Here is a 26,770-nt window from a genome sequence, read left to right as displayed (position 1 = left end):
CCAGGCATGATAAGATAAATCATAATGCTCTCAGACTCGCTTCGGGGTTACTGCAATGGATTCAATCAATCCGGTAAAACTTCTTGCCTTGGCCGAACAGCTTTGTCAGCAGCGCTGCGTGCGCCTGACACCTCAGCGGCAGGAGGTTCTGCGTTTGATGGCGCAACAGCCTGGCGCTATCAGTGCTTACGATTTACTGGATCTGCTCCGTGTTTCTGAACCTCAGGCAAAACCACCTACAGTTTACCGTGCTCTCGACTTTCTACTGGAGCAGGGATTTATTCATCGAGTCGAGTCCACTAACAGTTATGTGTTATGCCATCATTTCGAAGAGCATAATCACACATCCGCATTATTTATCTGTGACCGATGCGGCCAGGTAACAGAGCGACAAACAGTCGGTGTTGAGGAAAATCTTCAGCAATTGGCTAAGCAGTCAGATTTCATTTTGCGTCACAGTGTGGTGGAGGCTCATGGATTATGCAGTGCATGCCAGCAGGTTGAATCATGCGACCACCGAGAAAATTGCAATCACGATCACAGTATCACCACTAAAAAACGATAGTTGCGGCTCAATTTTCCTATCCCCCGAGTATCCCACGGTGAACCACACAATCAGTGTCCGCTAAGTACTGGAGGATTATTCAAAATTTATATTTTTGGAGAACGCTTTAGAAAGTAAAAACTGTAATATGAATTGCTGAAATAGATGGCTGGTAAAAGGGAGGGAATAAGTAAAATAACGGCATCTCACTTGAAGACGCACCCGCCCATATTAGAAGAGCGAGCGCTACATTTTAAAGGCCGAGATGAATAAAGGAAATGAAGGAATATATCAGTTCCAATCGCTGTTACGAATGACACCAACCGCCAGTCCTTCAATAGAAAAACTCTGTTCACGCAAGTCAACAACGATAGGTTTGAATTCTCTGTTTTCCGCCAGTAACTGTATGATGTTACCTTGTTTTTTTAGACGTTTAACAGTAACTTCGTCATCAATACGCGCTACAACAACCTGACCATTATATACATCTTGCGTTTTATGCACGGCCAGTAGATCACCATCCAGAATACCGATATCTTTCATCGACATTCCGCTGACTCTTAGCAAAAAATCCGCGCTCGGTTTAAACATGGATGGATCAACCTGGTAATGGCACTCAATATGCTGTTGAGCCAGCAAGGGCTCACCGGCCGCAACCCGGCCAATCAAAGGCAATCCAAGATCTTCTTCTTCCATCAACAAGCGGATACCACGGGACGCGCCGGTAACAATCTCGATCACACCCTTGCGTGCCAGTGCCTTTAAATGCTCTTCTGCGGCATTAGGAGAACGGAATCCCAACTGCTGCGCAATCTCTGCCCGTGTAGGCGGCATACCGGTTTGTGAGATATGATCACGGATAAGATCATAAACCTGCTGTTGTCTGGCTGTTAACTCTTTCATCCCGCCCCCTGGTTGTTTATACAGTTTAGCTGTGAGTATATACAGGGAAGGTGTCGATGGGAACCGTGATATTGCCATTCAGCGCTTTTTTCTCCGATTCTGGAAGCCGTCATGCAAAATGATTCCACAGTAGTGAGATCCAGACGACAGCAGCCAACAAACAGGCGACGAAAACAGCTGCCGAGCCAATATCTTTCGCCCGTCCCGATAATTCGTGATACTCCAGCCCCACTCTGTCGACTACCGCTTCGATAGCGCTATTGACCAATTCAAATAATACAATCAGTACAACTGACCCGATGAGTAATAGCCTTTCAATTGTTGAAACTGGCAGCCAACAAGCAATAATAATAGAGGCAAGAGTGAGTAATGACTCCTGACGAAATGCAGCTTCATGCCGCCAGGCCTGCTTCAACCCCTGGAGGGAATATCCCGTTGCTTTGATAATACGGACTATTCCAGTTGCTTTATTCATACTTACTCCATTCCTTTATTCGTGATTGAACGCAATTTTAACGCGCTATCATCGTCTCATCACCACAGATCTCCAGTGAGGTTTCTGGTATCCTTGCGGCGAGTTGCTAACAAGAGGCTTCTGGTTGTTATGTCAGGTTGGCGTAGAATTTACTATAACTTACTGAATTTCCCCCTTAAACTCTTGGTAAAGAGTAAGATTATCCCTCATGATCCTGTCGCTGAGTTGGATTTAGATCCTTCACGTCCGGTTTTCTATGTGTTGCCCTATAACTCTAAAGCGGATCTACTAACGCTGCGGACTAAATGTCTGGCGCTGGGGCTACCAGACCCTTTACAACCATTGGTTATTGATGGTGAAGAGTTGCCCAGCTACGTATTTATTAATGATGGTCCACGAGTATTCCGCTACTACGTCCCCAAGCAGAAATCCATAAAACTGTTTCACGACTATTTGGATCTGCATAGTAGTAACCCGGCGTTAGATGTACAGATGGTGCCAGTTTCAGTGATGTTTGGTCGCTCGCCAGGTCGCGAAAATCAACATCAAGCCACACCACACCTGCGTTTGTTAAACGGCATTGAGAAATTTTTTGCTGTTTTATGGTTAGGACGTGATAGTTTTGTCCGTTTTTCCAGCCCAATATCGCTCCGTTATATGGCGACAGAACATGGCACTGATAAAACCATCGCTCATAAGCTGGCCCGAGTTGCGCGAATACACTTCGCCCGCCAACGTTTGGCCGCTGTCGGGCCTCGGCTACCAGTAAGGCAAGACCTTTTCAACAAATTATTGACGTCAAATGCCATCACCAAAGCAATTGATGATGAAGCTCGTGTAAAAAAAATCCCCCATGAGAAGGCACAACAGAATGCCATAGCGTTGTTGGAAGAAATTGCCGCGAATTTCTCTTATGAAGTGGTACGATTGTCGGACCGGGTGTTGAGCTGGACCTGGAACCGCCTTTATCAAGGGATTAATGTTCACAATGCTGAACGGGTACGCCAACTGGCGCAAGACGGTCACGAAATTGTTTATGTCCCCTGCCACCGCAGCCATATGGATTATCTGCTGCTCTCCTATGTGCTTTATCATCAAGGGTTGGTGCCACCCCATATTGCTGCTGGCGTTAATCTGAATTTCTGGCCAGCTGGCCCGATTTTCCGCCGCCTGGGCGCGTTTTTTATCCGCCGTACTTTCAACAACAAACTTTACTCTACCTTGTTCCGAGAATACCTGGGTGAACTATTCACGCGTGGTTATTCCGTAGAATATTTTGTCGAAGGTGGGCGTTCCCGTACCGGACGACTGCTGGAACCTAAAACCGGCACGCTATCGATGACAATTCAAGCTATGCTGCGTGGTGGTACCCGAGCAATCACCCTGGTGCCTGTCTACATCGGCTACGAACATGTGATGGAAGTGGCTACTTATGCCAGAGAACTTCGTGGCGCCACTAAAGAAAAAGAGGGTTTCATACAGATGGTGCGTGGTTTACGCAAACTACGTAATCTCGGACAAGGGTATGTGAATTTTGGCGAACCCCTGCCTTTAATGACTTACCTAAATTCGCACGTACCACAATGGCGGGAAGCCATTGATCCTATAGAAGTCCAGCGCCCAAGTTGGTTGACACCCACAGTGCAGGACATTGCCATGAATATCATGGTCCGCATTAATAATTCGGCCGCGGCAAACGCCATGAACCTATGCTCTACGGCGCTGTTAGCTTCTCGTCAGCGTGCTTTGACCCGCAAGCAGATGGAAGAACAGCTGGAGTGTTACCTGCAAATACTGCGTAATGTTCCTTATGCTACCGACATCACCGTTCCCAACAAAACAGCGGCCGAACTGCTCGACCATGCATTGAGCATGGATAAGTTTGAAGTCGAAAAAGATAATGTTGGTGACATTATCATTCTCCCGCGTGAACAAGCGGTATTGATGACCTACTACCGTAACAATATCCAACACTTGCTGGTATTGCCCTCGCTGATTGCCAGTATCATTATCCATCATCGAACGGTTACCCAGACAGAACTGTTGCGTCAGGTCATATTGGTTTACCCACTCCTGCAAGCTGAACTTTTCTTGCACTACGAAAAATCCCAGTTGAGTGATGTATTGGCTGCACTAACAGAAGAACTGGCTAGCCAGCGCCTGATTTTGATAGAAGAAAACGGGTTGGTACTGAATCCAACACGGATAAGAACACTTCAATTGCTATCGGCGGGTATTCGCGAAACCCTTCAACGTTACGCCATTACACTCTCATTACTCAGCACAAATCCGAGTATCAGTCGCGGTATGCTGGAAAAAGAGAGTCGTAACATGGCTCAGCGCTTGTCAGTATTGCATGGAATCAACGCACCGGAGTTCTTTGATAAAGCTGTTTTTTCCACGCTGGTTAACACGCTGCGGACAGAAGGTTACATCAATGATACTGGCGATGCCATTCCGGAAAATACGTTGGAAATCTATAGCATCCTGAGGGACCTGATCACCCCAGATGTCAGACTGACAATAGAAAGCGCCAGCGCGTCAGAGAAATCGGCAACACCGGAAATCCCTCCATCAGTGGCATAAAGCCACATATGACTGCGGTAGTGTCCCTACCGCAGTCATTCGATTACAAACCGAGCAAAATGCCAGCAAACAACACCATACCAACATAATTGTTATTTCTGAAAGCACGAAAACAACTTTCACGCTCACGCCCGGCAATCAATCTCTGTTGGTAAGCAAACAATCCGGCCGCAATCAGCACTGACCAATAAAATATTTCACTTAATCCGGCCAGATGCCCTAATGCCAACATGGCCATCAGCGTGAACAACTGTAACAGCCCGACAATCAATGTATCATGACGTCCGAAAAGAATAGCGGTCGACTTGATGCCAATCTTCAGGTCATCGTCACGGTCCACCATGGCATATTGAGTATCGTAAGCGACAGTCCAGCAAATATAAGCCAGGAACATAACCCAGCAGGACACCGGTAATGACTCGCTTACCGCCGCATAAGCCATCGGAATAGACCAGCCGAAAGCCATCCCCAGCACAAATTGGGGAAGATGACTGACGCGTTTCATGAAGGGATAAACCCATGCCAGCGCCAACCCGGCCACAGAAAGCCAGATAGTCATATTATTCATGGTCAGCACCAGCCCAAAGGACAGCAATACCAACACGATAAACAGCACTTTAGCGGATTGCTCACTGACCGAGCCACTTGGCAATGGCCGCGAAGCAGTGCGTTTGACATGGCCGTCAAAATGACGATCTGCATAATCATTAATCACACATCCTGCTGCACGCATCAGAAACACGCCGGCCACGAACACCCATAGTATCCAAGGTTGTGGTACTCCCCGCCCAGCCAGCCACAACGCCCATAGGGTTGGCCATAATAACAGCAGAGAACCTATCGGCTTATCAATGCGCATTAAACGGCAATATGCAACCCAGCGTCCTGCCGTTAAACTTCTTTCCAACTCGGTATTCTCCTCTCTGCTGGTCAGAATGTTTTACTGACCATCGAATAAAGTGGGGCATCCGGTAAAAAAAGCTCAGTGATCAACAGCGGATTACCGGAAAGTACCAGGCATGAACGACGAACCCAAAGTGAACCACAACGCCCGAGATGGATAAAATTACGCTTCGGTGGACCTTGCAAAAACAGATAGCGTCCCAGTGGCGTATTACCTATCTGTGTCAGATCTATCTCAGCCTCTTCCAACGTTTGCTGTGGTATCACAGTGCGACCAAATAACCAGGGTTTCCCATCCCCGAACAGCGTCACTTCACGCAACCAGTAACGGTTGCTTAATGGCAACAGTGGTTGTTCATTCTGCACATCAAGTGTGGAGATAAAATGTTCCGTACTCACGCGTACTGAAAGACGAAGGCAATGCCGTTCCAGACGACGCGTCATAGAATCATTATAGATTAACCAATCAGCAACCGTCGCGGGTACATCAGTAGGCTCACACCACTCCACTGAGCGTAGCTGTGCCAAAGCCTCATCAGACATTTTTCCCTGCTCCACCCGATATGTTTAGTAAATAAAATAAACGCGATCCATTGTAGCGCAGAATAACGGGCTGATAACACGGTCTGAACCAATTGTTAGTAATGTGAATACTATTTGTACAATATTTAACGTGTCAACCAGTGTGGATGACATGGGTCCGAACATGGACCTGTGATATCAACGATGAACCTGAATGCAAGAGGGGAAACGTAGCTAAAACAGACCAAATAAAAAACACTACCCGACCTACAGACCGGATAGTGTTTTAATTGTGACAAAACAGAATGCAGCGGATATTACCGTGTCGCCATCAGTCAGTAGACGGCGACAGCAGTTATTACATCATACCGCCCATACCGCCCATACCGCCCATGCCACCGGCTCCGCCTAAGTCAGCTTTGTCGTCTTTTGGCAGCTCGGTCACCATACATTCAGTGGTAATCATCAGACCAGCAACAGATGCGGCATATTGCAGAGCAGAACGAGTTACCTTGGTCGGATCCAGGATACCCATTTCGATCATATCGCCATACACTTCAGTGTAAGCGTTATAGCCATAGCTACCTTCACCCGCTTTCACCTTGTTAGCAATAACGGAGGCTTCTTCACCCGCATTAATCACGATCTGACGCAAAGGTGCTTCCATTGCACGCAGTGCAACTTTGATACCTACGTTCTGATCTTCGTTTTCACCTTTCAGGCCAGACGCCGTGACAGAAGATGCCGCACGAATCAATGCCACACCACCGCCAGCAACTACGCCTTCTTCAACTGCCGCACGAGTAGCATGCAACGCATCTTCAACACGTGCTTTTTTCTCTTTCATTTCGACTTCAGTCGCAGCGCCAACTTTGATAACTGCAACACCGCCAGCCAGTTTGGCCACACGTTCCTGTAGTTTTTCCCGGTCATAATCAGAAGTGGCTTCTTCAATCTGCTGACGAATCTGGGTAACACGACCTTGAATAGTTGACTCATCACCCACGCCATCAATAATGATAGTGGTATCTTTGTTGATCACTACACGTTTAGCCTGACCCAGATCTTCCAGCGTTGCTTTTTCCAACTCCAGACCGATCTCTTCAGAAATTACAGTAGCGGCAGTCAGAGTAGCGATGTCCTGCAGCATGGCTTTACGACGATCGCCAAAGCCTGGAGCCTTAACGGCAGCCACTTTCACAATACCACGCATGGTGTTCACTACCAGAGTAGCCAGTGCTTCGCCTTCTACGTCTTCAGCGATAATCAACAGTGGCTTGCCGGCTTTTGCGACAGCTTCAAGTACCGGGAGCATTTCACGGATATTGGAGATTTTCTTGTCAGCCAACAGGATATATGGGCTTTCCAATTCAACAGAACCGGTTTCTTGCTTATTGATGAAGTAAGGAGACAGATAACCGCGGTCAAATTGCATACCTTCAACCACATCCAGTTCGTCTTGCAGACCGGTACCTTCTTCAACGGTGATAACACCTTCTTTACCCACTTTCTCCATGGCTTGTGCAATCAACTTGCCCACAGTTTCATCGGAGTTAGCAGAGATAGTACCTACCTGAGCAATAGCTTTGGAATCAGAGCAAGGCACAGACAGTTTTTTCAATTCTTCAACTGCAGCGATAACCGCTTTATCTATACCGCGTTTCAAATCCATCGGGTTCATACCCGCAGCAACGGCTTTCAGACCTTCATTAACGATGGACTGGGCCAAAACGGTAGCAGTCGTGGTACCGTCACCTGCTGCGTCATTCGCTTTAGAAGCGACTTCTTTCACCATCTGGGCACCCATGTTCTCAAACTTGTCTTCCAGTTCGATTTCACGCGCAACGGATACGCCGTCTTTAGTGATAGAAGGTGCGCCGAAGGATTTGTCCAGAACGACATTGCGCCCTTTCGGACCCAGAGTAACTTTCACTGCATCAGCCAGTACATTCACGCCGCGTAACATTTTTACTCGTGCGTCATTACCGAATTTTACGTCTTTAGCTGCCATTGGTTATTTCCCTTAAATTCGTTCAGTTCAGATGATTACACGCGATTAAGCTTCAACAATTGCCAAAATGTCGCTTTCAGACATGATCAACACTTCATCGTTGTCGATCTTTTCTGTCTTAACGCCATAGCCATCATTGAAAATAACGATATCGCCTACTTTCACGTCCAGAGGTTTGACCTCACCATTTTCCAAGATGCGGCCATGGCCGATGGCCAAGACTTCACCACGGGTGGATTTACCCGCTGCAGAACCGGTTAAAACGATACCGCCAGCAGACTTGGACTCGACTTCTTTGCGCTTGACGATTACGCGATCATGTAGTGGACGAATTTTCATTGATAGCTCTCCTTTGAGAAAGTCCATATCAGTTTAGGTAAACGCCGGATATGCCATCATACCCGGCCTTGTGGAGTTGTAAGTGGGGACGTTTCCATGCGCTTCAAGGGAGGAAATAAATTTTTTTTGCTTTAAACCTGTATTTTTCACGAAGAGCACAAAAAGCAAGCTAAATTCAACCAAATATCAGTGATTATCTCGATCATTATCGCGGGGTTCGATACGGTCATTATGTTCCTTATCCTTCCGCTGATATTCACCTTCAAAAGTATTTCCTTCAGAACCTGATGTGCCGGTTCCTGTTCCGGAACGAGCGCGCCAGATATACAGATGAGGCATCAGTTTCAGTGTCAGATGCTTTTGCACCGGTGGCAATAACAACATCAAGCCAAGAAAATCGGTGAAAAAACCGGGAAGCAACAACAAGAAACCAGCCAGCACCAGTGATACACTTTTTACCATTTCCACGGCAGGACTTTCGCCCGCTTCCAGTTTCTGCTGCATCTGGAGAAAGGTTCTCATTCCCTGATTACGAACCAGGGATACCCCTACACAGGACGTAAACACGACCAACAGTAATGTCATCGCCACACCAAAGACTTCGGCGACCCGGATAAAAATGGAAACTTCGATGTAAGTAAAAAAGAAAATCAGTAATAACGGTAACCAGCGCACCCGTAACTCCTGTGGTTAAAATTCGATGCGCCAACAGGAAATACTCCTCCGAATGACATCGTCGTAATATTTTACACAACGCACCGTAACAAACGACTGGAGGAAAGATTCGATCAGTCGTTAAGATAACGAACCATATAACGAAAGAAATGGTAGCTCGGTAGCGGATTTTCAACCTGCATGCGACGAGTTTTTTTACTCTTAGTGGTAAGTCGTGACTATTATCACAGTTCGTAGCGAAGGAGGAACGTGTATCTACAGATAGTGATCCATTCGACGAAATTTCTCACTTAGCCAGAATATCATCACGATAACAAAGGCAGTTATGGTCAAACATTCTGAAATTGTTATCCACGGTAACACAATAGGTGAGCATAAATGCTAACCGACAAAAGAATAAGAGAAGGCTTCTATGTCAGATAACATTCGTATTGAAGAAGACCTGTTAGGTACCCGAGAAGTCCCCGCCGATGCATATTACGGTGTTCACACCCTCCGAGCTATTGAAAACTTTTATATTAGCAACCAGAAAATCAGCGATGTTCCCGAGTTTGTACGCGGTATGGTGATGGTTAAAAAAGCCGCAGCATTGGCAAACAAGGAGCTGAAGACCATTCCCCACCAGATTGCCGATGTTATTGTCAAAGCCTGTGATGAGGTGCTGAACAATGGTAAATGCATGGACCAGTTCCCTGTTGATGTGTTCCAGGGCGGCGCGGGCACGTCTCTCAACATGAATACCAACGAAGTGCTGGCCAACATCGGTCTGGAACTAATGGGACACAAAAAAGGGGAATATCAATATCTTAACCCAAACGATCATCTCAACAAATGCCAATCTACCAATGATGCCTATCCCACGGGGTTCCGCATCTCAATATACAATGCCATTCTGAAGCTGATTGATGCAGTCACACAGCTGGGTGAAGGCTTTGAACATAAAGCCAAGGAATTTGAGAACATTCTGAAAATGGGTAGAACCCAGTTACAGGATGCCGTCCCGATGACATTGGGACAAGAGTTCCACGCATTTAACATATTGCTGAAAGAAGAAAATAAAAACCTGTTGCGTATCGCCGAGTTATTACTGGAGGTTAACCTCGGGGCTACCGCTATCGGTACCCGACTGAATACCCCGGATGGCTACCAGCATTTGGCGGTCCAAAAGCTGGCTGAAGTCAGCGGTTTGCCTTGTATCCCCGCAGAAGATCTGATCGAAGCCACCTCTGATTGTGGTGCTTATGTCATGGTCCACAGTTCACTGAAACGCCTGGCGGTGAAACTTTCCAAGATCTGTAATGACCTGCGTCTGCTCTCTTCAGGCCCCCGCGCAGGCCTGAATGAAATCAACCTGCCGCAATTGCAGGCGGGTTCATCCATCATGCCAGCCAAAGTCAACCCGGTGGTACCCGAAGTAGTCAACCAGGTGTGTTTCAAGGTCATAGGTAACGACACCTGCATCACTATGGCGGCAGAAGCAGGTCAATTACAGCTTAACGTAATGGAGCCAGTCATTGGCCAGGCCATGTTTGAGTCTACCCATATCCTGACCAACGCTTGTTACAACCTGTTGGAAAAATGCGTGAATGGTATCACCGCCAATAAATCGGTGTGTGAATCCTACGTGTTCAACTCTATCGGGATTGTGACGTACCTGAACCCATTCATTGGCCACCACAATGGCGACATTGTGGGAAAAATCTGTGCAGAAACCGGTAAGAGCGTGCGAGAGGTAGTACTGGAGCGTGGGTTGCTGACTGAAGCCGAACTGGATGACATATTCTCGATACAGAACCTGATGCATCCGGCTTACAAAGCAAAGCCTTACACAGATGAAAACGAACCGTCATAAGACCGCGCCATAAGCCATGTAAGGCACGACAGTCCCGCACCGACTGCGTGCCTTTTCTATAAGGCAATATAGGCTGTGTGCCCGGCATTGTCCGTGGTGCCATCGCTGCCCCAATTGCTATCTATCAAAACAAAGGGGCTAGTCTAGATAACTATAAGCGGCAACAAACATTTTTAAATTTTCCCATCTTATCAAGGAGCATAATCATGCTTACCATGGAACTCATTGTTGTTCTGCTCGCCATTTATCTGGGCGCTCGTCTCGGGGGGATCGGGATCGGTTTCGCCGGTGGCATTGGCGTACTGGTTTTAACACTCGGTTTCCACATAAAACCCGGCGTCATTCCCTTTGACGTGATTGAAATCATCATGGCGGTTATCGCCGCTATTGCCGCCATGCAGGTTGCTGGAGGGATGGATTATCTGGTCAGCCTGGCGGAAAAACTGCTGCGCAAACAGCCCAAATATGTCACTTTTCTGGCACCGTTAGTAACCTATTTCATGACGCTGCTGGCAGGAACCGGTCACACAGCATTCTCCACGCTACCGGTCATTGCGGAAGTCGCTAAAGAACAAGGTATTCGCCCTTCCCGGCCGCTCTCTATCGCCGTCGTCGCATCGCAGATTGCCATTACCGCCTCCCCCATATCTGCTGCTGTGGTTTTCATGGCCAGCATCCTGGAGCCTAAAGGCGTCAGTTATTTGGCACTGTTAGGTATCTGCATCCCCACCACGCTGACTGCCATCATGCTAACGGCTATCCTTACCAACTTTCTCGGTAAAGATCTAAAAGACGATGAAGTCTATCAGGAACGTCTTCGCAAAGACGAAGTGACGCTACGCGGCAGTAGTAAACTGGTGTTAAAACCCCGAGCAAAACTGTCTGTTCTTCTGTTTCTCATCGGTATTGTCGCCGTGGTGCTTTATGCCACAGCTATCAGTGATACTGTCGGCCTGATCAGCAACCCGGTATTACCGCGGAATGAAGCCATTGTGGTATTTATGCTGACCATTGCCACGCTAATTAGCTTGACTTGCAAAATCGACACCGCACAAGTTCTCTCGGCCAGTACTTTCAAATCCGGCATGAGTGCCTGCGTGTGCGTTATGGGTGTGGCCTGGCTGGGTGATACTTTCGTGAAAGCACATATCACCGATATCCAGAGCACAGCGGGTGCACTGCTGCAAAGTTATCCGTGGATGCTGGCAGTAGTTTTGTTTTTCGCCGCCACCCTGCTCTACTCTCAGGCGGCAACAACTAAAGCCCTGATGCCTGCGGCCTTATTGCTCGGCGTATCACCAGTGACTGCGGTAGCTTCTTTTGCTGCGGTGTCAGCGCTGTTTGTACTACCGACTTACCCAACTCTACTGGCGGCGGTCGAAATGGATGACACTGGCTCAACCCGTATCGGCAAGTTCGTGTTTAACCATTCATTCCTGATCCCAGGGGTTGTGGCAATTGCACTCTCTGTCATCTTCGGATTTATCCTTGGCAATATTGTACTGTAATTGGTCTGCGGATCGGTATTGAGGTATCGATCCGCTCTTACGCTCATCATCCGGGCAAGGTATAGTGTCTGGTGTTCAAACTCCCATCGCCGAGGTCACCATGTCCGAACAGATTGTCTGTGATGCGGTTGTCGTACTCTGTACCGCCCCCGACGAAAACAGTGCACACGCATTGGCCACTTCTGCGTTGGAAGCCCATCTGACAGCCTGTGTCACGTTACTGCCAGGAGCGACATCGCTCTATCATTGGGAAGGGAGGCTGGAACGACAGCAGGAAATTCAGTTACTGCTTAAAACCGATGCTCAACATCAGCAGTTACTAATCGATCACCTAAAGCAACATCACCCTTACCAAACACCGGAACTTCTGGTGATACCGGTTACTGGTGGTGACAACGATTATCTCTCATGGCTCAACGCATCTTTACGCTGATTGTTCTGTTCTGCGCAGCAGTTTTCACCACTGACGCTGCGGCACAGAGCCCATTCGGACAGAATACACAATCACAATTTTTGCCGGTGGATCAAGCATTCGCCTTCGACTTTCAACAACATGGCTCGCAACTCACACTGCAATGGCAGATTCACCCCGGCTACTACCTTTATCAGCAACAGATCAAGCTGGTCGCTAAAAATGCCACCTTGGGAAAGGTAGATTTACCCACTGGGATTAGCCATCGGGACGAATTCTTTGGCGAGGTTGCCATTTACCGGCAACCATTGTCCTTGAATATTCCATTGACTGCCGCCCAGCAAGGCGCGCTGGTCAGAGTAACCTATCAGGGATGTGCCGATGCCGGATTTTGTTATCCACCGGAGACCCGTGAAGTACCACTCAGCGCAGTCAACGCAAGTAATACCAACCCACTGCCCAGCGCGGAAACAAAACCTGAAGCGCCATCCAGCACCACTGAGAAACCCGAACTGCCGTTTTCACCATTATGGGCTCTGCTGATTGGTATTGGTGTCGCATTTACACCGTGTGTACTGCCGATGTATCCGTTGATATCCAGTCTGTTACTCGGCAACCAGCAACGTCTCTCCGCGAGACGGACATTTTTACTCGCCATGACCTACGTACAGGGCATGGCGCTCACCTACACCATGCTTGGTCTGGTGGTGGCCGCCGCCGGGTTGCGCTTTCAGGCTGCACTGCAAAACCCGTATATGCTCATTGGCCTGTCATTGCTTTTTATTGCGCTGGCACTTTCCATGTTCGGGGTCTACAGCCTGCAATTGCCGTCTTCATTGCAAACCAAACTAGTGGAATGGAGCAACCGGCAGCAACAAGGCTCTCTGGCAGGTATTTTCTCCATGGGAGCGTTAGCAGGGTTGATCTGCTCTCCCTGTACCACTGCTCCGCTTAGCGCTCTGCTGCTGTATATTGCCCAAAGCGGTAATCTGCTGGCCGGGGGCGGTTCTCTCTACCTGTATGCATTGGGCATGGGGCTACCATTGATAGTAGTGACACTATTTGGGAATCGGTTACTGCCCAAAAATGGCCCCTGGATGGTGACGGTTAAAGAAGCATTCGGTTTCATTATTCTTGCGTTACCGGTGTTCCTACTGGAACGGGTACTGGGAGACGACTGGGGATTACGCTTATGGAGTCTGCTGGGTGTTACGTTTTTCGGCTGGGCTTTTATCCTCAGCTTACGAAACCACACAGGCTGGATGCGGGGAGTACAGATATTATTACTATTGGCTGCATTGGTAACCGTGCGCCCGTTGCAGGATTGGCTATTTGCTCCAGCCCAGACAGCGGACAACACATCGACAAAAAGCCTATTTGCGCCAGTACGCAACCGAACTGAATTACAGACGGCACTGGTACGCTCTGGTCGGGCGACTATGCTCGATCTGTATGCAAACTGGTGTATCGCCTGCAAGGAATTCGAAAAATATACCTTCAGCGATAGCGCTGTTCGACAGCAGCTGAAAACAATGCAGCGACTACAAATTGATGTAACCGCTAACAGCAAAGAACAAAACGCGTTGTTGAAGCAATATCAGGTACTCGGCCTACCCACTATTTTGTTTTTTGACGCCAGTGGCAAAGAAATATCCGGTTCACGGGTAACCGGCTTTATGAATGCCAAACAATTTCAGTTACATTTGCGCAAACTGGGGCAATAAACAACAGTACGCGTTATCGGATACCCATCGTCAGAAGGAGGCGTTATGCAGCGAGAAGAAGTTCTGGAACACGCACTTATTTTGCTGGAACAGCACGGTTTAGCCGTCACAACGCTGGATATGCTGGCAGACAGATTGAATATGACGACCGATGAACTGCGTCCTTTCTGGCCAGACTGCGAAGCGTTACTGTACGACAGCCTGCGTTATCACAGCCAGCAAGTAGATATTTGGCGCCGCCAGGTGCTGTTGGACAGCACGCTCAATACCCAACAAAAATTACTGGCTCGATATCAGGTACTGCATAAATCGGTACAACAACAGCGTTATCCTGGTTGCCTGTTTATCGCGGCATGCAGTTTTTTTCCTGATGTTGAACATCCTATTCACCAGATTGCGGAACAGCAGAAGAAAGCATCTTACCAGCACACTAAAACGCTACTGGAAACACTGGAAACCGACGATCCCGAAATGGTTGCCCAACAGTTGGAATTGATTTTGGAAGGTTGTCTTAGCAAATTGCTGGTAAAACGCCAGTTGTCTGACATTGCCATCGCAAAACGGCTGGCAGAAGACGTATTACGCCTGGCATTGTGCCGCAAGAATGGGGCGCTGACCTGAGTCACAGTGTCGATGCAGCTTAAAATCAACGCCTCTGGCTGAAAAGTCAGCAGTCGGTGTTATTTCCCCAAAACAGGCTCACAAAGCCGTTGACGCCACACCACCAATACGGTTTAATGCGCCCCGTTGCCCGGATAGCTCAGTCGGTAGAGCAGAGGATTGAAAATCCTCGTGTCCTTGGTTCGATTCCGAGTCCGGGCACCACTTATTTAGAAACGGACGTCTACTGACGTCCGTTTTGCTTTATAAAGTCAACAAGTTATCTACTTTACTCCCTTCACTAACGTTCGCTAACATTCTTCAACATCCACATTGTTTTGATGGTATATCTGTTAGTATTGTTAGTTCGATACGTTTTGTACCATCACAGGGAGGGGTAACAATGGCTCTCACTGATGTCAAAGTAAAAAATACAAAGCCCACTGACAAGCCTGTAAAGCTCACCGACAGCAACGGCTGCATCTTCTGATTCATCCCCTAATGGGTCCAAATATTGGCGTCTACAATACCGTTTTGCAGGAAAACAAAAGCTACTGGCTCTTGGGGTCTGCCCTGCCATATCACTTACTGATGCACGCAACCGCAGAGATGATGCCAGAAGATTAATTGCTGCTGGTATTGACCCCGCCGAAAAGAAAAAATTAGATAAGGTTGAGCAAAGCGGCGCACTTGCTTTTGAATCCGTTGCCAGAGACCTGGCATGCAAGCAACATCAAATGGTCAGAAACTCACGCTGAAAAAGTGCTAAAAAGCCTTACCAACCATGTATTCCCTGTTATAGGTAAACGAAACATTGCCGACCTCAAAACTCGCTACCTACTACAGCCAATTAAGGCGGCTGAAAAATCCGGGCATCTTGAGATTGCAGCTCGTCTCCAGCAACGTATCACCGCTATCATGCGATAGATACCTAAAAGCAATAATTCGACAATTAATGCTCGCTTTACAAATCAGGAATAAACCCTTCTTCACGCAGGACCTTAATCACCCCACGAATCAGATATGAGTTAGAAAACTTCGCCGTATAGGAACGAGCCCCTTCTTCCACGGGCTGGAGCAGTCCCCGGTCAATCAATTTACCAAGTTGATAAGTCACCTGCGCCGGTTTTAGGTCAGGTAAAGCTGCGCGTAGATCACCCGCTTTTATCGTCCCTAGCTCGACAGCCCGTTTCAGTACTTTAGATTCCAACGGGTTTATTAGCCCTCTTTCAGATGAAAAGTCGATCGCCGGATACAGTATTTTTGTACTCAAAAAAGCATGGTTTGTCAGTTGATCGACTTTCTTCAACTCAGATGAAATTCCCGAAAGTACATATAAACACCATTCTTCTAAGCCCCGCTCTGTTCCCTTATCCGCTAACGACAGCATGGCGTAATAACGCTCACGATCATTACAGAATACCGCTGTCGGATTAAGGACCCGGCCACCTGACTGCACATTAAAACCATACTTGATCAATAACGCATAGGTCAGCAGTCTGACCGTGCTGCCATTACCGTTGCCAAAGGGGTGTATCCAGCCGAAGCGGTGATGCACCAGCGCAATTTTCATCAGATCATATTTTGGTTTATCAGCACGGTTAATAAAGGCGGTCAGTTCTGACATATAGTCAGAAACATGGATATGATCCGGCGGTAAATGGTCAGACTGAGCGATGCTGACGTTATGTTGCCGATAGGCACCAGGCGTTTTATCACCTTCCTGTTGCAACCCGATAACCGCCAGACTATGTAGCTCGCGGATAAAATATTCCGTTATCTCATCAGCATTCTTTAGATGCTCGTCGATGAATTCCATCGCAGCTTCAATATTGTTGATTTCTTTGAGCTGATCCGTCGAACTCTGTGTTCCTTCAACTTTGCTTTCAACATAGTCGGCAAGCGTGGTGTGGTTTCCCTCAATCCTCGCAGAGCCAAGACTCTCCAGCATGTGGAATACGGCCTTCAACTGCGCGAAAAGGATAGGGTGAACATCCGTTTCCAGCCTCAGATGCCGGAGTAACTCCAGTTCCGTCAGCACATCGACCAAAGGGGAGTCAAAACTGGGGTTCAGGAGCGAGAGTTCAAAGTGATTAAATTGAGCCATGATATGTAGTTATCTCAAACCGAGCATGACGACATCTCAAAATGATAGAAAAAATACCAATATAATCAATAGATTATAGGTAACCCCATTTTTTATTATCTCAAAAATAACAAATCCAACATATCAAACCTACGTTTAAAAGATCTTCAATGCAGAGAGGAACAAGCCATTGCCTGCATAGGAGATGAAACCACGGTTTTAGCGCCGTTAACCGCAAAACGCCCATTCATCGTGATAACCATCACAAAAACAAAGCGATTTTTTATGGGGGCTTTCGTGGGGGCGCTGCTTACGATAAATATCAACAAAATAGATAATTAACAGCAAGTTAATCGTGAGTATGATCCCGAGTCCGACCATATTTTTGTTTTGGGGCGTTCCTATCCGTCCGGGAACATAGAAAAATCAGTAAGTTGATAAAAATCTAGAGTCCCCCCCCGAGGTACTACCCGATTTTTTACATCCTTAGTTTTTTAGGGGGCTTAATTGAAGGGCCTGTCGGTTCGATAAACTACGGAACCCCAGCCATGCCTCTGACTGATACCACCATCCGCAACACCAAGCCGCTCGATAAACCTTACAAACTCAGCGGCGTACAGGGTCTGTACCTGTTGGTTAAACCCAACGGTTCAAAACGGTGGCACCTCAAGTACAGCTTTGGCGGTGAGCAAAAAGATCTCATTGGACGATATTGTCGAACAAGGGCTTGAAACTCTGGTGCGTGAAAAACAGCAGGTGAAAATTCTAGTGCAGTTGCTGATATAGCGCATGTTTACCCCATGCTGGGGGAGTATCCGCCACCAGGTTTGCCATACACGTATTAACGCAGGCCGCCGCCAAAGGATATGCCCGTGCAGGCATTATGATGAATGCCTGCTTCCCAGGCGTTGTCGATACCAATATAGGGGTCGAGATCGACCGGCGGTTTGCGGAGGTTAACGGTACGCCGGTTAGCGAAACCTACAAAAATTCGTCGACGGCGTTGCGCTCGGTCACGCGTAACCGCCAGAGGATATGGCCGTGCTGGTGGCGTTCCTCGCCAACAACAATGTGGATTAGATTACCGGCCAATTTATCCTGAACAACAGCGGCCTGATTTACCACTAAGTAACAAAGGGCTAACGGGTAGTAAAAGGTGCTGCCCGCTGGCGTACTATCTCCCCCAGCGCCACACTGACCTGCTGGCATAAAGCCTGCTGTCGTTCTAGGTTGGCATTCATCAGCGCCGCCATATCAACAGTTTTTGCGGCATCATAATGATGACCGCTGCCAATCTGCTGTTCAAAATCATTAGCCCACTGGTGTACCTTGGGCAAATCCACCGCTACCAACAACACCGCGTGTGCCAGCACGATGTGCCGCCGTGGTTCGCCAGGCTCCTGTCCGGGCAACGACTGCCAGTATTGTGCAGTACCGGAAATTTTGCGCGCCGTAGCTTCGGTGCCACAGGCCAGGTTAAAGCGGCCGTCGCAAAAGGAGCCACTCACTGCCTGAAAGTGGCTGGCAATGCCAAAGGTTTGCAGCGTATCACGCAATATTTCACATAAGTGAAGATAAACCGGCGTTGCCGCTTCTCCCAGACTTTGCTGTATCGGGTAAGCCAGGCTGAGGTTGATAATGCCCGGCCCCTGAGGCACCAAGCCACCGCCGGATTTGCGCAGGAAAACGGGGCAGCCCTGTGCAGCAAAGCGTTGACGCACCTGCTCTAAAAGCGCATAGCGGGTGTAGGTGCGCGGTGCAACCAGCGCCTGCGGCGCCTGCCAGATTTTAGCCACCGCGGTGCCCGCCGCCGCATAGCCAAACAGCTCGTCCTCGGCGGTTGTGGGATCGTCACAGTGTTGTAATTGGTTGTGCAACCAGTGAAAAAGGCCGCAGCGTGCGGTTGCGGCCGATGAGTGCGGCATTCGTTCACCATCCAGTTGTTAAATGGCGCCCAGATGTTGTAGCAGTAGCTGGTTAACTTCCGCTGCCTTTTCCATCTGCGGCATATGGCCAGCAGCACTGAGGATCTCTACTCTGGCATACGCCTGCGCCTGTTCTGCGTGTTGTACAGGGATAATCTGATCTTCCGCGCCCCAAATCAACAGTAGTGGTATGCCAGCGTCATCCAACTTCAGGCCCGGTTGCGTGCTCTGCCTGCCATCGGCAAAGAGGCTGTTTTGCAAGGTAGTGAGTGCGTCGCCCACGCCGTCCAGCCGTTTGTACCTGAGCAGATCGTCCAACATTTGCCGGCTAACCAGCGCGGGATCGGAAAACAGCAGTTCAACCACCGGTTTCAGATCCCGACGCACCTGAGCGTTGATAAAGCCTTCAGTGTAACAGTGATTAATCTCCTGGCCGAAGCCGGCGCTGCCGATCAATGCCAGTGAGCGCACGCGCCCGGGATGACGCACCGCCAGTTCGGCGGCGATAGCGCCGCCCAGCGAATGGCCCACCTGGTGGGCGGTGGGCAGTGACAGCGCATCCATAAAAGCAGTGATAAAGTCAGCCAGATCGTTCAATTGGGGACCCGGTAATTGGGTGGCTGATTGCCCGTGCCCTGGCAGATCGAGCGCTATCACCCGGTAGTGTTCGGCCAATGCGTCCAGGTTGAACAACCAGTTGTCCAGATCGCCGCCGAAGCCGTGGATAAACAGCACGGTTTCTTCGCCTGCGCCGCGGCTAGCGTAACGGATACGTAGGCCGTTTACTGTGAGAAAAGCGGCGGCCGCCTGCTCGTCTTCGCTCTCCTCCTCGCTGTCGGGCGGAGTTTCCCAGGCGGCGATAAACGCGTTGATGTCCTCTTCGCCGATCTGCGATGGCGCCAGCACACCCAGTAGAGCTTTCACCGGCAGAATATCACCCGGTTCTGCCACTTTGCGCCGCAGAATACCGGCATCGGTGGCTTCAACCGCATTGGCGATTTTGTCGGTTTCTACATTGAGAATCGCCATTCCCGGAGTGATCTCACTGCCTTCGTCAACCAGCCATTCATTGACTGTGCCTTCACGCATTGATAGCCCCCACTTAGGCATGACAACGGGAATAATGGTGTTATTGCTCATATCAAAGTTCCCCCTTATGGCTAAGCGTATGCTGTACAGCACTGATAATGCTGTCTACGCCAGGCAGGTAGCGGTCTTCCAGCGCCGGAGAGAAAGGAACCGGGGTATGCGGGGCGCTAATCATCTGCGGCGGCGCTTTCAGTGCGCCGAACGCATGCTGCACCACCTGGGCGATAATGTCGGTGGCAATGTTACAGCGCGGGTGGGCTTCATCCACTACCACCAGGCGACCGGTGTTTTCTACCGTTTCGATAACGGTATCGAGATCCAGTGGCGAGAGCGAGCGCAAATCGACAATCTCGACGCTGACCCCCTGTTTCGCCAACTGTGCGGCGGCGTCGAGGGCACGGTGCACCATCAGTCCATAGGTGATGATAGAAACATCGCTACCGTCGCGCACGATACTGGCTTCGCCAAATGGAATTGCATACGGGTGCTCAGGGACGTCGCCCTCCATGCCATACAGGTTTTTATGTTCACAGAAGATCACCGGATCATTATCGCGGATGGACTGGATCAGCAACCCCTTGGTGTCATACGGGGTGCTGGGGCAGATGACCTTCAGCCCGGGAATATGGGTAAACAGCGGCGTCAGCATCTGGGAATGCTGCGCGGCGGCACGAAATCCGGCACCGACCATGGCGCGGATCACCACCGGTGTTTGCGCCTTGCCGCCGAACATATAGCGGAATTTGGCGGCCTGGTTGAAAATTTGATCGAAACACACACCCATGAAGTCAATAAACATCAGTTCGGCGATCGGGCGCATACCGCAAGCGGCGGCACCGATGGCCGCGCCGACGTAGGCCGATTCCGACAGCGGGGTGTCCAGCAGGCGATCGCCATGCTTGGCGTATAGCCCTTTGGTAACGCCGAGCACACCGCCCCAGGCATCTTTTTCCCCGTCAGTTCCCATGCCGCCGACGATATCCTCACCGAGCATAATCACGCTGGGATCACGCGTCATTTCCTGGTCTATCGCTTCATTGATAGCGAGCTTCATACTAAGTTTACGAGCCATGTCCATTCTCCTCTCGGGTGAAATTATCGTCAGTAGCTGACATAAACGTCGGTTAATAAATCGTCGGCGCTGGGATCGGGTGCAGCTTTGGCTTCTTGTACCGCCTGTTCGATTAGCGCGGCCACTTCACGATCGATGGCGTGGAACTCTTCAAGGCGGAGGATCCCGCTCTGTTGGACGTGGTTGATAAAATGCTTCAGGCAATCCTGGTGCTTGCGAATCGATTCCAGTTCGTCCGGTGCTCGGTAAGTTTGCGCATCCCCTTCAAAGTGACCGTAGAAGCGCACCATTTTGCACTCAAGCAGCGCAGGACCGCCGCCGGCGCGCGCATGGCGGATCAACTCACCGGCGGTTTCGTAGACGGCGAAAAAGTCTGTGCCATCGACGGTGACACCGGGGATACCAAACCCGGCGGCGCGATCGACATAACTATCTACCGCGGTGGCGTACTGGCGTGATGTAGCTTCGGCATAGCCATTATTCTCGATCACGAACAGCACTGGCAGGTTCCAAACCGCAGCCAGATTCAGGCTTTCGAGAAACGTCCCCTGATTGGCGGCACCATCGCCAGCGAAGCTGATGCCGATTTCACCCTTGCCGCGGAATTTGGCTGCCAGCGCCGCGCCGCACACCAGCGGTGCGCCCGCCCCTAAAATGCCATTGGCGCCCATCATGCCTTTGCTCAGGTCAGCAATATGCATTGAGCCGCCCTTGCCGTTGCAAGCGCCGCCAGTTTTACCGTAAATTTCTTTCATCATGGCGATAACGTCGACACCTTTGGCAATGCAGTGCCCGTGACCACGGTGGGTACTGGCGATGCGATCGCCATCGGTGAGGTGGGACAAAATACCGACCGCCGTCGCCTCTTCACCAGCATACAGATGGACAAAACCAGGAATGTCGCCGCGTGAAAAATCGACGTGTAACCGCTCTTCAAAATCTCGGATGGTACGCATGCGGCGATAGGCGCTCAACAAGGCTTCGCGAGTGAGCGGCAGGGAAGCAGAGTGTGGATTATTATCGGTATTGTTCATAGCCATCTCCAGACAGTGAGTGGTGATTAAAGTGGGCCGTCGCTACAGCTGACGGCGGCTCGTAATAATTTGTGTTCTGCGGCGTAATGCAGGCAGGCTTCGATGTTGAGGGCGCAGAAAGCGTGTTCGCGCAGCGTGATCTGTACAATGTCCTGTGGGCCGAACATCATTTCACGTTCGCCGTCCAGGGCGATGACACCCTGTCGCAAATGCGGGGTGCCTGCGACGCCATGTTCGATGCGCTGCCAGTGAACGATGGGTACGTTACGCACCAGGCCTGGCGCCAGCGGGGCCAGCAGTGTTCCAGCGCCGGTGCCGAAAGTGACGCTAAGCCCGCCGGATGCATGGCGGCCAAGCGGCATCAATAAGCCGCCGATGGAAGACAGGCCCACGGTATGGGGCTCGGCAAAACACAGATAGAGCTGTGACAACTGTTCGGGGCGCCACACCGAACGGGCGCCAACGAACTGTTCGGCCAGAATTGCGACGTCAACAATGGCGATATCGTGGCGGGCATCGGGGCGACCAGCATTGATGGTGATATCCAGCCGTTTGTTCCATTGCAACACCTGTGCATTGGGAACTTTTCCGCTGGCATACAGCCCCACCGCCAGCCCGACGATAGTGGGTTCGCGCAGTTCCGGCCAGGCGTTATTGGTGCCAGTCGAGATACCGGCAATCGGTACGTTGCCGCACTCTTTCGCTACCGCCCGATGGGTACCGTCACCACCGAGAACCACGATGGCACGGGCTCCTCCGGCGCACATCATGCGGGCTGCCTGTAGGCTATCATTGACCGTGGCGCTAACGGCAAGCGGCAACCAGCTTAGCTGGGGAAGAGGAATGTCATGGCGCTGCGCCAACATGCGGGTGAGGATCGCCTGCAATCCTTCTCGATCCGGCATCATACGCACATCACCGATGCCGACAGCACCCAGTGCGGCCAGTAGCCGGAAAATTAAGTTGGCGCGTTCAGCCAGCGTCAGACTGCCGGCATGGCCTACCACGCGGCGGATATCACGGGCCGAAACCGGATTGGCGATAATGCCGACCCAAGCGGTGGATACGGAATTTGTACTGGCGGAGCCATTTACAGGATCAGACATAGGGGAACCTCTTGTCATCAACTGCAATCTCTATGGCAAATTTCGGGCCAGGTTTTATTATTGTTTTGAATCAGTGTATTAGCGGTTATTTCCCGACGGACACCGGCCGGAGCAATACAGGTGTCACCGGCCAGTTGATACAGGTCAGTTGTACGTGTCCGTTTGGTTTGGGGAGCGGATACCCAAACGCTGCATGCGGCGGTAGAGCGTCATCCGGCTGATCCCCAACTGGCGGGCGACCGCGCTGTGGTTCCACTGTGCCGCACGCAGGTGCTGTATCAACGCAAGCCCCTCGGGGCAGGTGGCAGGTGGTGATATGTTATTCTGAAGAGCGGTTTTGCCTGTTTCGGTAGGTGGCAGCGGCCGGGTGGACAGGTGTAGCTCCTCGGGCAGATCTTCGGGGTGGATACAAGCGTTTTCGCAGATAGCACAGGCGTATTCCAATGCATTGCGCAGTTCGCGCAAGTTTCCCGGCCAACGGTGGCGGTGCAGATGCACCCTGGCCTTGGCGGTGAGCACACAACGCTTTCCTGCCAGCATGTTGTCAATCAGCCAGTCCAGATCGCTGCGCTCACGCAATGGCGGCAAAATTATGCGGGCGCCGAGCAGCCGGTAGTAGAGATCCTCACGGAATGATCCTTCAGCGATCAGCCGTTCCAGCGCACGGTGCGAAGCGGATATCACCCGGATATCAACCGGTATCGGGCGAGTGGCGCCCACCGGCAGCACTTCGTGCTCGGACAGCACGCGCAGCAGGCGCGTCTGCATTTCCAGCGGCATATCGCCAATTTCATCCAGGAACAGAGTACCGCCATCAGCGTCCTGAATCAGCCCACGGCGCGGTTTATTACCCGCGCCAGAAAAGCTACCCGGCATGGCACCGAACAGTTCGCTTTCAATCAGGGTGGGAGGGATTGCCGCACAATTGACGGCGATAAACGGCCGCTGGCGACGGTTGCCCGACTGGTGCAATGCCCGGGCAAAAAACTCCTTACCGCAGCCGGTTTCGCCATGGATAAACAGATTAACCGGGGTATCCACCAGCTTCATCGCACGCTGTAACTGCAACTGTAACGTCGGATCACCGCCGCTGATGGCTCTTAACGGCGCGGGCAAGCTGGCTGATGCGCCGGCCACGCGCCAGCCGCGACGGTTGATCGGCGGTTGGGCGGTAAGAAACAGCGTGTTGTCACTGTTAACCAGATTGATGGTGCGTTGCCGCAGGCCCTCGGTATGCATATAGTCCGGCAGCTTATCGAAGCTGGCGTTGAAAACCTGTTCAAAGTGCAACCCCAATAGCGGGCTGGCCGCATGCTGTGCCGACACAGGCAAACCAAGCTCATTTTGCAACAGTCGCCAGGCGTCATGGTTATGCCCCACGATTTTGCCGCTGGCGTCAAAGGCGAGCAGATAGTCCGGGTTGACGTTAACCAACGAGTATGACGCGCTGAACTTAAGCATCCAGTCGCTGCGGTGCAGGTGCTCAAAATAGGCGTTTTCAATCTGGCCGGCGTAAATGCGGGCGATTTGCAGCGCCAACTGCTGGCTGGTTTTGGGCTGCGGCGAGTTAAGCGCCGAGATATCCAGTACGGCATGCAGTTGCCCTTGCGGATCAAACAGAGGCACTGCGGTACAGGTCAGTGGGATGTGGGTAGCGTCGAAGTGATCGCCCTGGTGCACCGTCAACGCTTCGCCAGAGGCCAACGCAGTGCCAACGGCACAGGTGCCGGCGCTGGCCTCTGACCATTCAGCGCCCAGAAATAGCCCCGCGCGCCGCAGGCTGATTTCAGTATTGGCGTCGCCGAGATAATCAACGGTGATACCTTTGGCATTATTCAGCAGAACCACATAGCCGGCCGGTGCAATCTGCTGAAAAAGTCGCTCCATGCCCTGATGGGCGATACGGCGAAACTCTTCCAGATTTCCCTGGTGTTCCCGCAATTCGTGCCAGGTGAGAATGCGAGCATCCTGCATGCGGCCAGGGTCGAGCCCATGATCGTTAACGCAGCGTAGCCAGGAATCGCGGATGAGCCTATCGCAGCACTGCAAGGTTGTTGAGACGGTGTTTCCGTTAATGGTTTCGACTACCGCGTCAATATGATCACGCTGGTGTTGATTCACGGTCGTGTACTCCTGAATTGCGTTTTGCCCACAGCGCCAAAACGGATATCAAGATGAGCAGTAATTGTCTACCGCTATTTATTCACTTTTTATTAACAATAAATTAACAATGCGAGTATTACAGATAGCCGCCGTTTTTTCTGTGATCGAATGCAAAAGGCAGTTATTGTGCAGGGCACTGACCGTTAAGCCAGGCATTTTTCTGATAGTTACAGGTAATGACTTTAAGGCTTTTAAATTCATGCCTCGCATGGATTTAAACATCGCCTCAATGCAATGAATCAGGCGTGCTTCAGATAATCTTTCAATATCCGTTACCTCATTTACTCCTGGTTCTCTTGCATATCTGTGGGTTATAGCCGAGATCAGCTATTCATCTCTAAGTAATTAAATCGAAGAAAGGAAATATTATGAGCAAGTACAATCTTGTTATCAAACGTACACAGCTTGTCTGTCCCGGCACACAGACAGAGGGTAAACCGGTAAATCAAGCCTACCCTGCTGCATTTACGCCGATATGGGCGATACCGGTAGCATGATGATTACGTGTTCAATGCGGCGACGTGCCCCACGATGATCAGGCACGGGCTACTGAGATCTTGTGCCAATCGAGCCAGCGCTTGCAGTGTCCCCCGAACCACCCGCTGCGATGGCAGCGTCCCCTGTTCAATCAACGCTACTGGCATATCACCCGGCACCCCCTGAACGTGCAGCTGCGCCTGAATCGCCGCAGCCTGATGCAGCCCCATATAGAACACCACCGTCTGCTCGGGATGGCCCAGCCCCTGCCAGTCTGGCAGTTCTTCACCTCGCGGATGACCGGTAACCAGCGTCAGCCGATGAGCACAATCCCGATGAGTCAGCGGGATCCCGGCCGCCGCCGCGCAACCCGCGGCGGCAGTAATTCCTGCCACCACATGGACCCGAATACCCTGCGCCGCCAGACTTTCCATTTCCTCGCCGCCGCGCCCGAAAATAAAGGGATCACCACCTTTGAGCCGGACTACACGCCGTTTAAGAGCGGCCTGTTCAACAAGCAACGCGATAATCTCACGCTGGGCAATACAGTGGTGGCCAGCTTGTTTACCGGCAAAGATCCTCTCAGCCGATTCAGGAATCATCGCTAAAATCTCCGCCGAAACCAGTCGGTCATACACCACCACATCTGCGCTGTGTAAATACCGCAATGCCTTTAGCGTCAATAGTTCCGGGTCGCCTGGTCCGGCACCAACCAATGCGACCTCACCGGGCTGAAGTGGTGTTTGATTTAATCCACTCATCGG

At 50.6% G+C, this 26,770-nt stretch carries 23 protein-coding genes, 1 tRNA gene and 2 pseudogenes; 11 read left to right on the top strand and 15 right to left on the bottom strand.

The window, feature by feature from the left end:
• The first annotated feature begins 55 nt into the window (after positions 1 to 55).
• On the top strand, positions 56 to 565 hold the full coding sequence (gene zur / locus PCO85_02830) for a zinc uptake transcriptional repressor Zur (protein WJV54421.1): 510 nt from the start codon (positions 56 to 58) through the stop codon (positions 563 to 565).
• A 270-nt stretch (positions 566 to 835) separates the two neighbouring features.
• On the opposite strand, the gene lexA is transcribed toward zur, so the two are convergent.
• Both lexA and PCO85_02820 read right to left on the bottom strand, forming a co-directional pair.
• Complete coding sequence (gene lexA, locus PCO85_02825) at positions 836 to 1,447, bottom strand: transcriptional repressor LexA (GenBank protein WJV54420.1); 612 nt, start codon at positions 1,445 to 1,447, stop codon at positions 836 to 838.
• Between the two features lie 109 nt (positions 1,448 to 1,556).
• Positions 1,557 to 1,922, bottom strand: coding sequence for a diacylglycerol kinase (locus tag PCO85_02820; GenBank protein ID WJV54419.1), 366 nt, complete (start codon positions 1,920 to 1,922; stop codon positions 1,557 to 1,559).
• A 129-nt stretch (positions 1,923 to 2,051) separates the two neighbouring features.
• Here PCO85_02820 and plsB point away from each other — a divergent pair, with 129 nt between their 5' ends.
• Entirely contained in the window at positions 2,052 to 4,508 is a 2,457-nt protein-coding gene (gene plsB / locus PCO85_02815) for a glycerol-3-phosphate 1-O-acyltransferase PlsB (protein ID WJV54418.1), read from the top strand.
• A 43-nt stretch (positions 4,509 to 4,551) separates the two neighbouring features.
• Here the strand turns inward: plsB and ubiA are convergent, their stop codons facing one another.
• The 5 genes from ubiA to PCO85_02790 form a co-directional block, all read right to left on the bottom strand.
• Positions 4,552 to 5,415 (bottom strand): 4-hydroxybenzoate octaprenyltransferase, encoded by an 864-nt coding sequence (gene ubiA, locus PCO85_02810; protein ID WJV54417.1) that lies wholly within the window; start codon positions 5,413 to 5,415, stop codon positions 4,552 to 4,554.
• A 23-nt stretch (positions 5,416 to 5,438) separates the two neighbouring features.
• Entirely contained in the window at positions 5,439 to 5,954 is a 516-nt protein-coding gene (ubiC, locus tag PCO85_02805; protein ID WJV54416.1) for a chorismate lyase, read from the bottom strand.
• Positions 5,955 to 6,291: 337 nt separating this feature from the next.
• Complete coding sequence (groL, locus tag PCO85_02800) at positions 6,292 to 7,944, bottom strand: chaperonin GroEL (protein ID WJV54415.1); 1,653 nt, start codon at positions 7,942 to 7,944, stop codon at positions 6,292 to 6,294.
• A 45-nt stretch (positions 7,945 to 7,989) separates the two neighbouring features.
• A complete protein-coding gene (locus PCO85_02795; protein WJV54414.1) occupies positions 7,990 to 8,283 on the bottom strand; it encodes a co-chaperone GroES in 294 nt (97 codons plus the stop codon).
• A 186-nt stretch (positions 8,284 to 8,469) separates the two neighbouring features.
• Positions 8,470 to 8,958 (bottom strand): FxsA family protein, encoded by a 489-nt coding sequence (locus tag PCO85_02790; GenBank protein ID WJV54413.1) that lies wholly within the window; start codon positions 8,956 to 8,958, stop codon positions 8,470 to 8,472.
• A gap of 412 nt (positions 8,959 to 9,370) precedes the next feature.
• Between PCO85_02790 and aspA the strand changes: the two genes are divergently transcribed.
• The 7 genes and pseudogenes from aspA (at position 9,371) to PCO85_02755 (ending at position 15,978) form a co-directional block, all read left to right on the top strand.
• A complete protein-coding gene (aspA, locus tag PCO85_02785) occupies positions 9,371 to 10,810 on the top strand; it encodes an aspartate ammonia-lyase (protein ID WJV54412.1) in 1,440 nt (479 codons plus the stop codon).
• 206 nt (positions 10,811 to 11,016) lie between these two features.
• Positions 11,017 to 12,318 carry an anaerobic C4-dicarboxylate transporter gene (locus tag PCO85_02780; GenBank protein WJV54411.1) on the top strand — a complete coding sequence of 434 codons (1,302 nt, stop codon included), beginning with the start codon at positions 11,017 to 11,019 and terminating at the stop codon, positions 12,316 to 12,318.
• Positions 12,319 to 12,418: 100 nt separating this feature from the next.
• Positions 12,419 to 12,751: a divalent cation tolerance protein CutA gene (gene cutA / locus PCO85_02775; protein ID WJV55973.1), complete on the top strand. Its 333-nt coding sequence runs from the start codon at positions 12,419 to 12,421 to the stop codon at positions 12,749 to 12,751.
• The gene (locus PCO85_02770) at positions 12,727 to 14,454 is read left to right on the top strand and encodes a protein-disulfide reductase DsbD (protein WJV54410.1); all 1,728 of its coding nucleotides are present in this window, start codon (positions 12,727 to 12,729) and stop codon (positions 14,452 to 14,454) included. The genes cutA and PCO85_02770 overlap by 25 nt, the downstream gene beginning before the upstream one ends.
• 45 nt (positions 14,455 to 14,499) lie before the next feature.
• A complete protein-coding gene (locus PCO85_02765) occupies positions 14,500 to 15,075 on the top strand; it encodes a transcriptional regulator (GenBank protein WJV54409.1) in 576 nt (191 codons plus the stop codon).
• A gap of 128 nt (positions 15,076 to 15,203) precedes the next feature.
• A tRNA-Phe gene (locus tag PCO85_02760) sits at positions 15,204 to 15,279 on the top strand.
• 178 nt (positions 15,280 to 15,457) lie between these two features.
• A pseudogene (locus PCO85_02755) lies at positions 15,458 to 15,978 on the top strand (integrase arm-type DNA-binding domain-containing protein).
• A 40-nt stretch (positions 15,979 to 16,018) separates the two neighbouring features.
• On the opposite strand, the gene PCO85_02750 reads toward PCO85_02755, so the two are convergent.
• Positions 16,019 to 17,161, bottom strand: coding sequence for a Fic family protein (locus tag PCO85_02750; GenBank protein WJV54408.1), 1,143 nt, complete (start codon positions 17,159 to 17,161; stop codon positions 16,019 to 16,021).
• Between the two features lie 527 nt (positions 17,162 to 17,688).
• Here PCO85_02750 and PCO85_02745 point away from each other — a divergent pair.
• A pseudogene (locus tag PCO85_02745) lies at positions 17,689 to 17,841 on the top strand (Arm DNA-binding domain-containing protein).
• Positions 17,842 to 18,279: 438 nt separating this feature from the next.
• Here the strand turns inward: PCO85_02745 and PCO85_02740 are convergent.
• From PCO85_02740 to PCO85_02715, 6 genes are all read right to left on the bottom strand, one after another.
• Positions 18,280 to 19,065, bottom strand: coding sequence for a lipoate--protein ligase family protein (locus PCO85_02740; protein ID WJV54407.1), 786 nt, complete (start codon positions 19,063 to 19,065; stop codon positions 18,280 to 18,282).
• 18 nt (positions 19,066 to 19,083) lie between these two features.
• Entirely contained in the window at positions 19,084 to 20,205 is a 1,122-nt protein-coding gene (locus PCO85_02735; protein ID WJV54406.1) for an acetoin dehydrogenase dihydrolipoyllysine-residue acetyltransferase subunit, read from the bottom strand.
• A gap of 1 nt (position 20,206) precedes the next feature.
• Entirely contained in the window at positions 20,207 to 21,226 is a 1,020-nt protein-coding gene (locus tag PCO85_02730) for an alpha-ketoacid dehydrogenase subunit beta (GenBank protein WJV54405.1), read from the bottom strand.
• A 29-nt stretch (positions 21,227 to 21,255) separates the two neighbouring features.
• Positions 21,256 to 22,260: a thiamine pyrophosphate-dependent dehydrogenase E1 component subunit alpha gene (locus PCO85_02725; protein ID WJV54404.1), complete on the bottom strand. Its 1,005-nt coding sequence runs from the start codon at positions 22,258 to 22,260 to the stop codon at positions 21,256 to 21,258.
• Positions 22,261 to 22,286: 26 nt separating this feature from the next.
• Complete coding sequence (locus PCO85_02720; GenBank protein ID WJV54403.1) at positions 22,287 to 23,366, bottom strand: NAD(+)/NADH kinase; 1,080 nt, start codon at positions 23,364 to 23,366, stop codon at positions 22,287 to 22,289.
• Positions 23,367 to 23,510: 144 nt separating this feature from the next.
• Entirely contained in the window at positions 23,511 to 25,487 is a 1,977-nt protein-coding gene (locus tag PCO85_02715; protein ID WJV54402.1) for a sigma-54-dependent Fis family transcriptional regulator, read from the bottom strand.
• 410 nt (positions 25,488 to 25,897) lie between these two features.
• On the opposite strand from PCO85_02715, the gene PCO85_02710 reads away from it, so the two are divergent.
• Positions 25,898 to 26,026, top strand: a complete 129-nt coding sequence (locus PCO85_02710; GenBank protein WJV54401.1) for a hypothetical protein — start codon at positions 25,898 to 25,900, stop codon at positions 26,024 to 26,026.
• 3 nt (positions 26,027 to 26,029) lie between these two features.
• On the opposite strand, the gene cobA is transcribed toward PCO85_02710, so the two are convergent.
• Positions 26,030 to 26,767: a uroporphyrinogen-III C-methyltransferase gene (gene cobA / locus PCO85_02705; GenBank protein WJV54400.1), complete on the bottom strand. Its 738-nt coding sequence runs from the start codon at positions 26,765 to 26,767 to the stop codon at positions 26,030 to 26,032.
• Positions 26,768 to 26,770 lie beyond the last annotated feature (3 nt).

Origin of the sequence: Prodigiosinella aquatilis (assembly GCA_030388725.1) — a bacterium.
In the GTDB taxonomy this organism is placed as follows: Bacteria; Pseudomonadota; Gammaproteobacteria; order Enterobacterales; family Enterobacteriaceae; genus Prodigiosinella; species Prodigiosinella aquatilis.
The sequence above is the reverse complement of the archived record's forward strand: the minus strand, read 5'-3'. Positions and strand labels throughout refer to the sequence as shown.

Bases quoted from the DNA above. Each gene is read 5' to 3' on its own strand.
- zur (WJV54421.1), top strand. From the start codon at position 56: ATGGATTCAATCAATCCGGTAAAACTTCTTGCCTTGGCCGAACAGCTT.
- lexA (WJV54420.1), bottom strand. From the start codon at position 1,447: ATGAAAGAGTTAACAGCCAGACAACAGCAGGTTTATGATCTTATCCGT.
- PCO85_02820 (WJV54419.1), bottom strand. From the start codon at position 1,922: ATGAATAAAGCAACTGGAATAGTCCGTATTATCAAAGCAACGGGATAT.
- plsB (WJV54418.1), top strand. From the start codon at position 2,052: ATGTCAGGTTGGCGTAGAATTTACTATAACTTACTGAATTTCCCCCTT.
- ubiC (WJV54416.1), bottom strand. From the start codon at position 5,954: ATGTCTGATGAGGCTTTGGCACAGCTACGCTCAGTGGAGTGGTGTGAG.
- groL (WJV54415.1), bottom strand. From the start codon at position 7,944: ATGGCAGCTAAAGACGTAAAATTCGGTAATGACGCACGAGTAAAAATG.
- PCO85_02795 (WJV54414.1), bottom strand. From the start codon at position 8,283: ATGAAAATTCGTCCACTACATGATCGCGTAATCGTCAAGCGCAAAGAA.
- aspA (WJV54412.1), top strand. From the start codon at position 9,371: ATGTCAGATAACATTCGTATTGAAGAAGACCTGTTAGGTACCCGAGAA.
- PCO85_02780 (WJV54411.1), top strand. From the start codon at position 11,017: ATGCTTACCATGGAACTCATTGTTGTTCTGCTCGCCATTTATCTGGGC.
- cutA (WJV55973.1), top strand. From the start codon at position 12,419: ATGTCCGAACAGATTGTCTGTGATGCGGTTGTCGTACTCTGTACCGCC.
- PCO85_02770 (WJV54410.1), top strand. From the start codon at position 12,727: ATGGCTCAACGCATCTTTACGCTGATTGTTCTGTTCTGCGCAGCAGTT.
- PCO85_02765 (WJV54409.1), top strand. From the start codon at position 14,500: ATGCAGCGAGAAGAAGTTCTGGAACACGCACTTATTTTGCTGGAACAG.
- PCO85_02750 (WJV54408.1), bottom strand. From the start codon at position 17,161: ATGGCTCAATTTAATCACTTTGAACTCTCGCTCCTGAACCCCAGTTTT.
- PCO85_02740 (WJV54407.1), bottom strand. From the start codon at position 19,065: ATGCCGCACTCATCGGCCGCAACCGCACGCTGCGGCCTTTTTCACTGG.
- PCO85_02735 (WJV54406.1), bottom strand. From the start codon at position 20,205: ATGAGCAATAACACCATTATTCCCGTTGTCATGCCTAAGTGGGGGCTA.
- PCO85_02730 (WJV54405.1), bottom strand. From the start codon at position 21,226: ATGGCTCGTAAACTTAGTATGAAGCTCGCTATCAATGAAGCGATAGAC.
- PCO85_02725 (WJV54404.1), bottom strand. From the start codon at position 22,260: ATGAACAATACCGATAATAATCCACACTCTGCTTCCCTGCCGCTCACT.
- PCO85_02720 (WJV54403.1), bottom strand. From the start codon at position 23,366: ATGTCTGATCCTGTAAATGGCTCCGCCAGTACAAATTCCGTATCCACC.
- PCO85_02710 (WJV54401.1), top strand. From the start codon at position 25,898: ATGAGCAAGTACAATCTTGTTATCAAACGTACACAGCTTGTCTGTCCC.
- cobA (WJV54400.1), bottom strand. From the start codon at position 26,767: ATGAGTGGATTAAATCAAACACCACTTCAGCCCGGTGAGGTCGCATTG.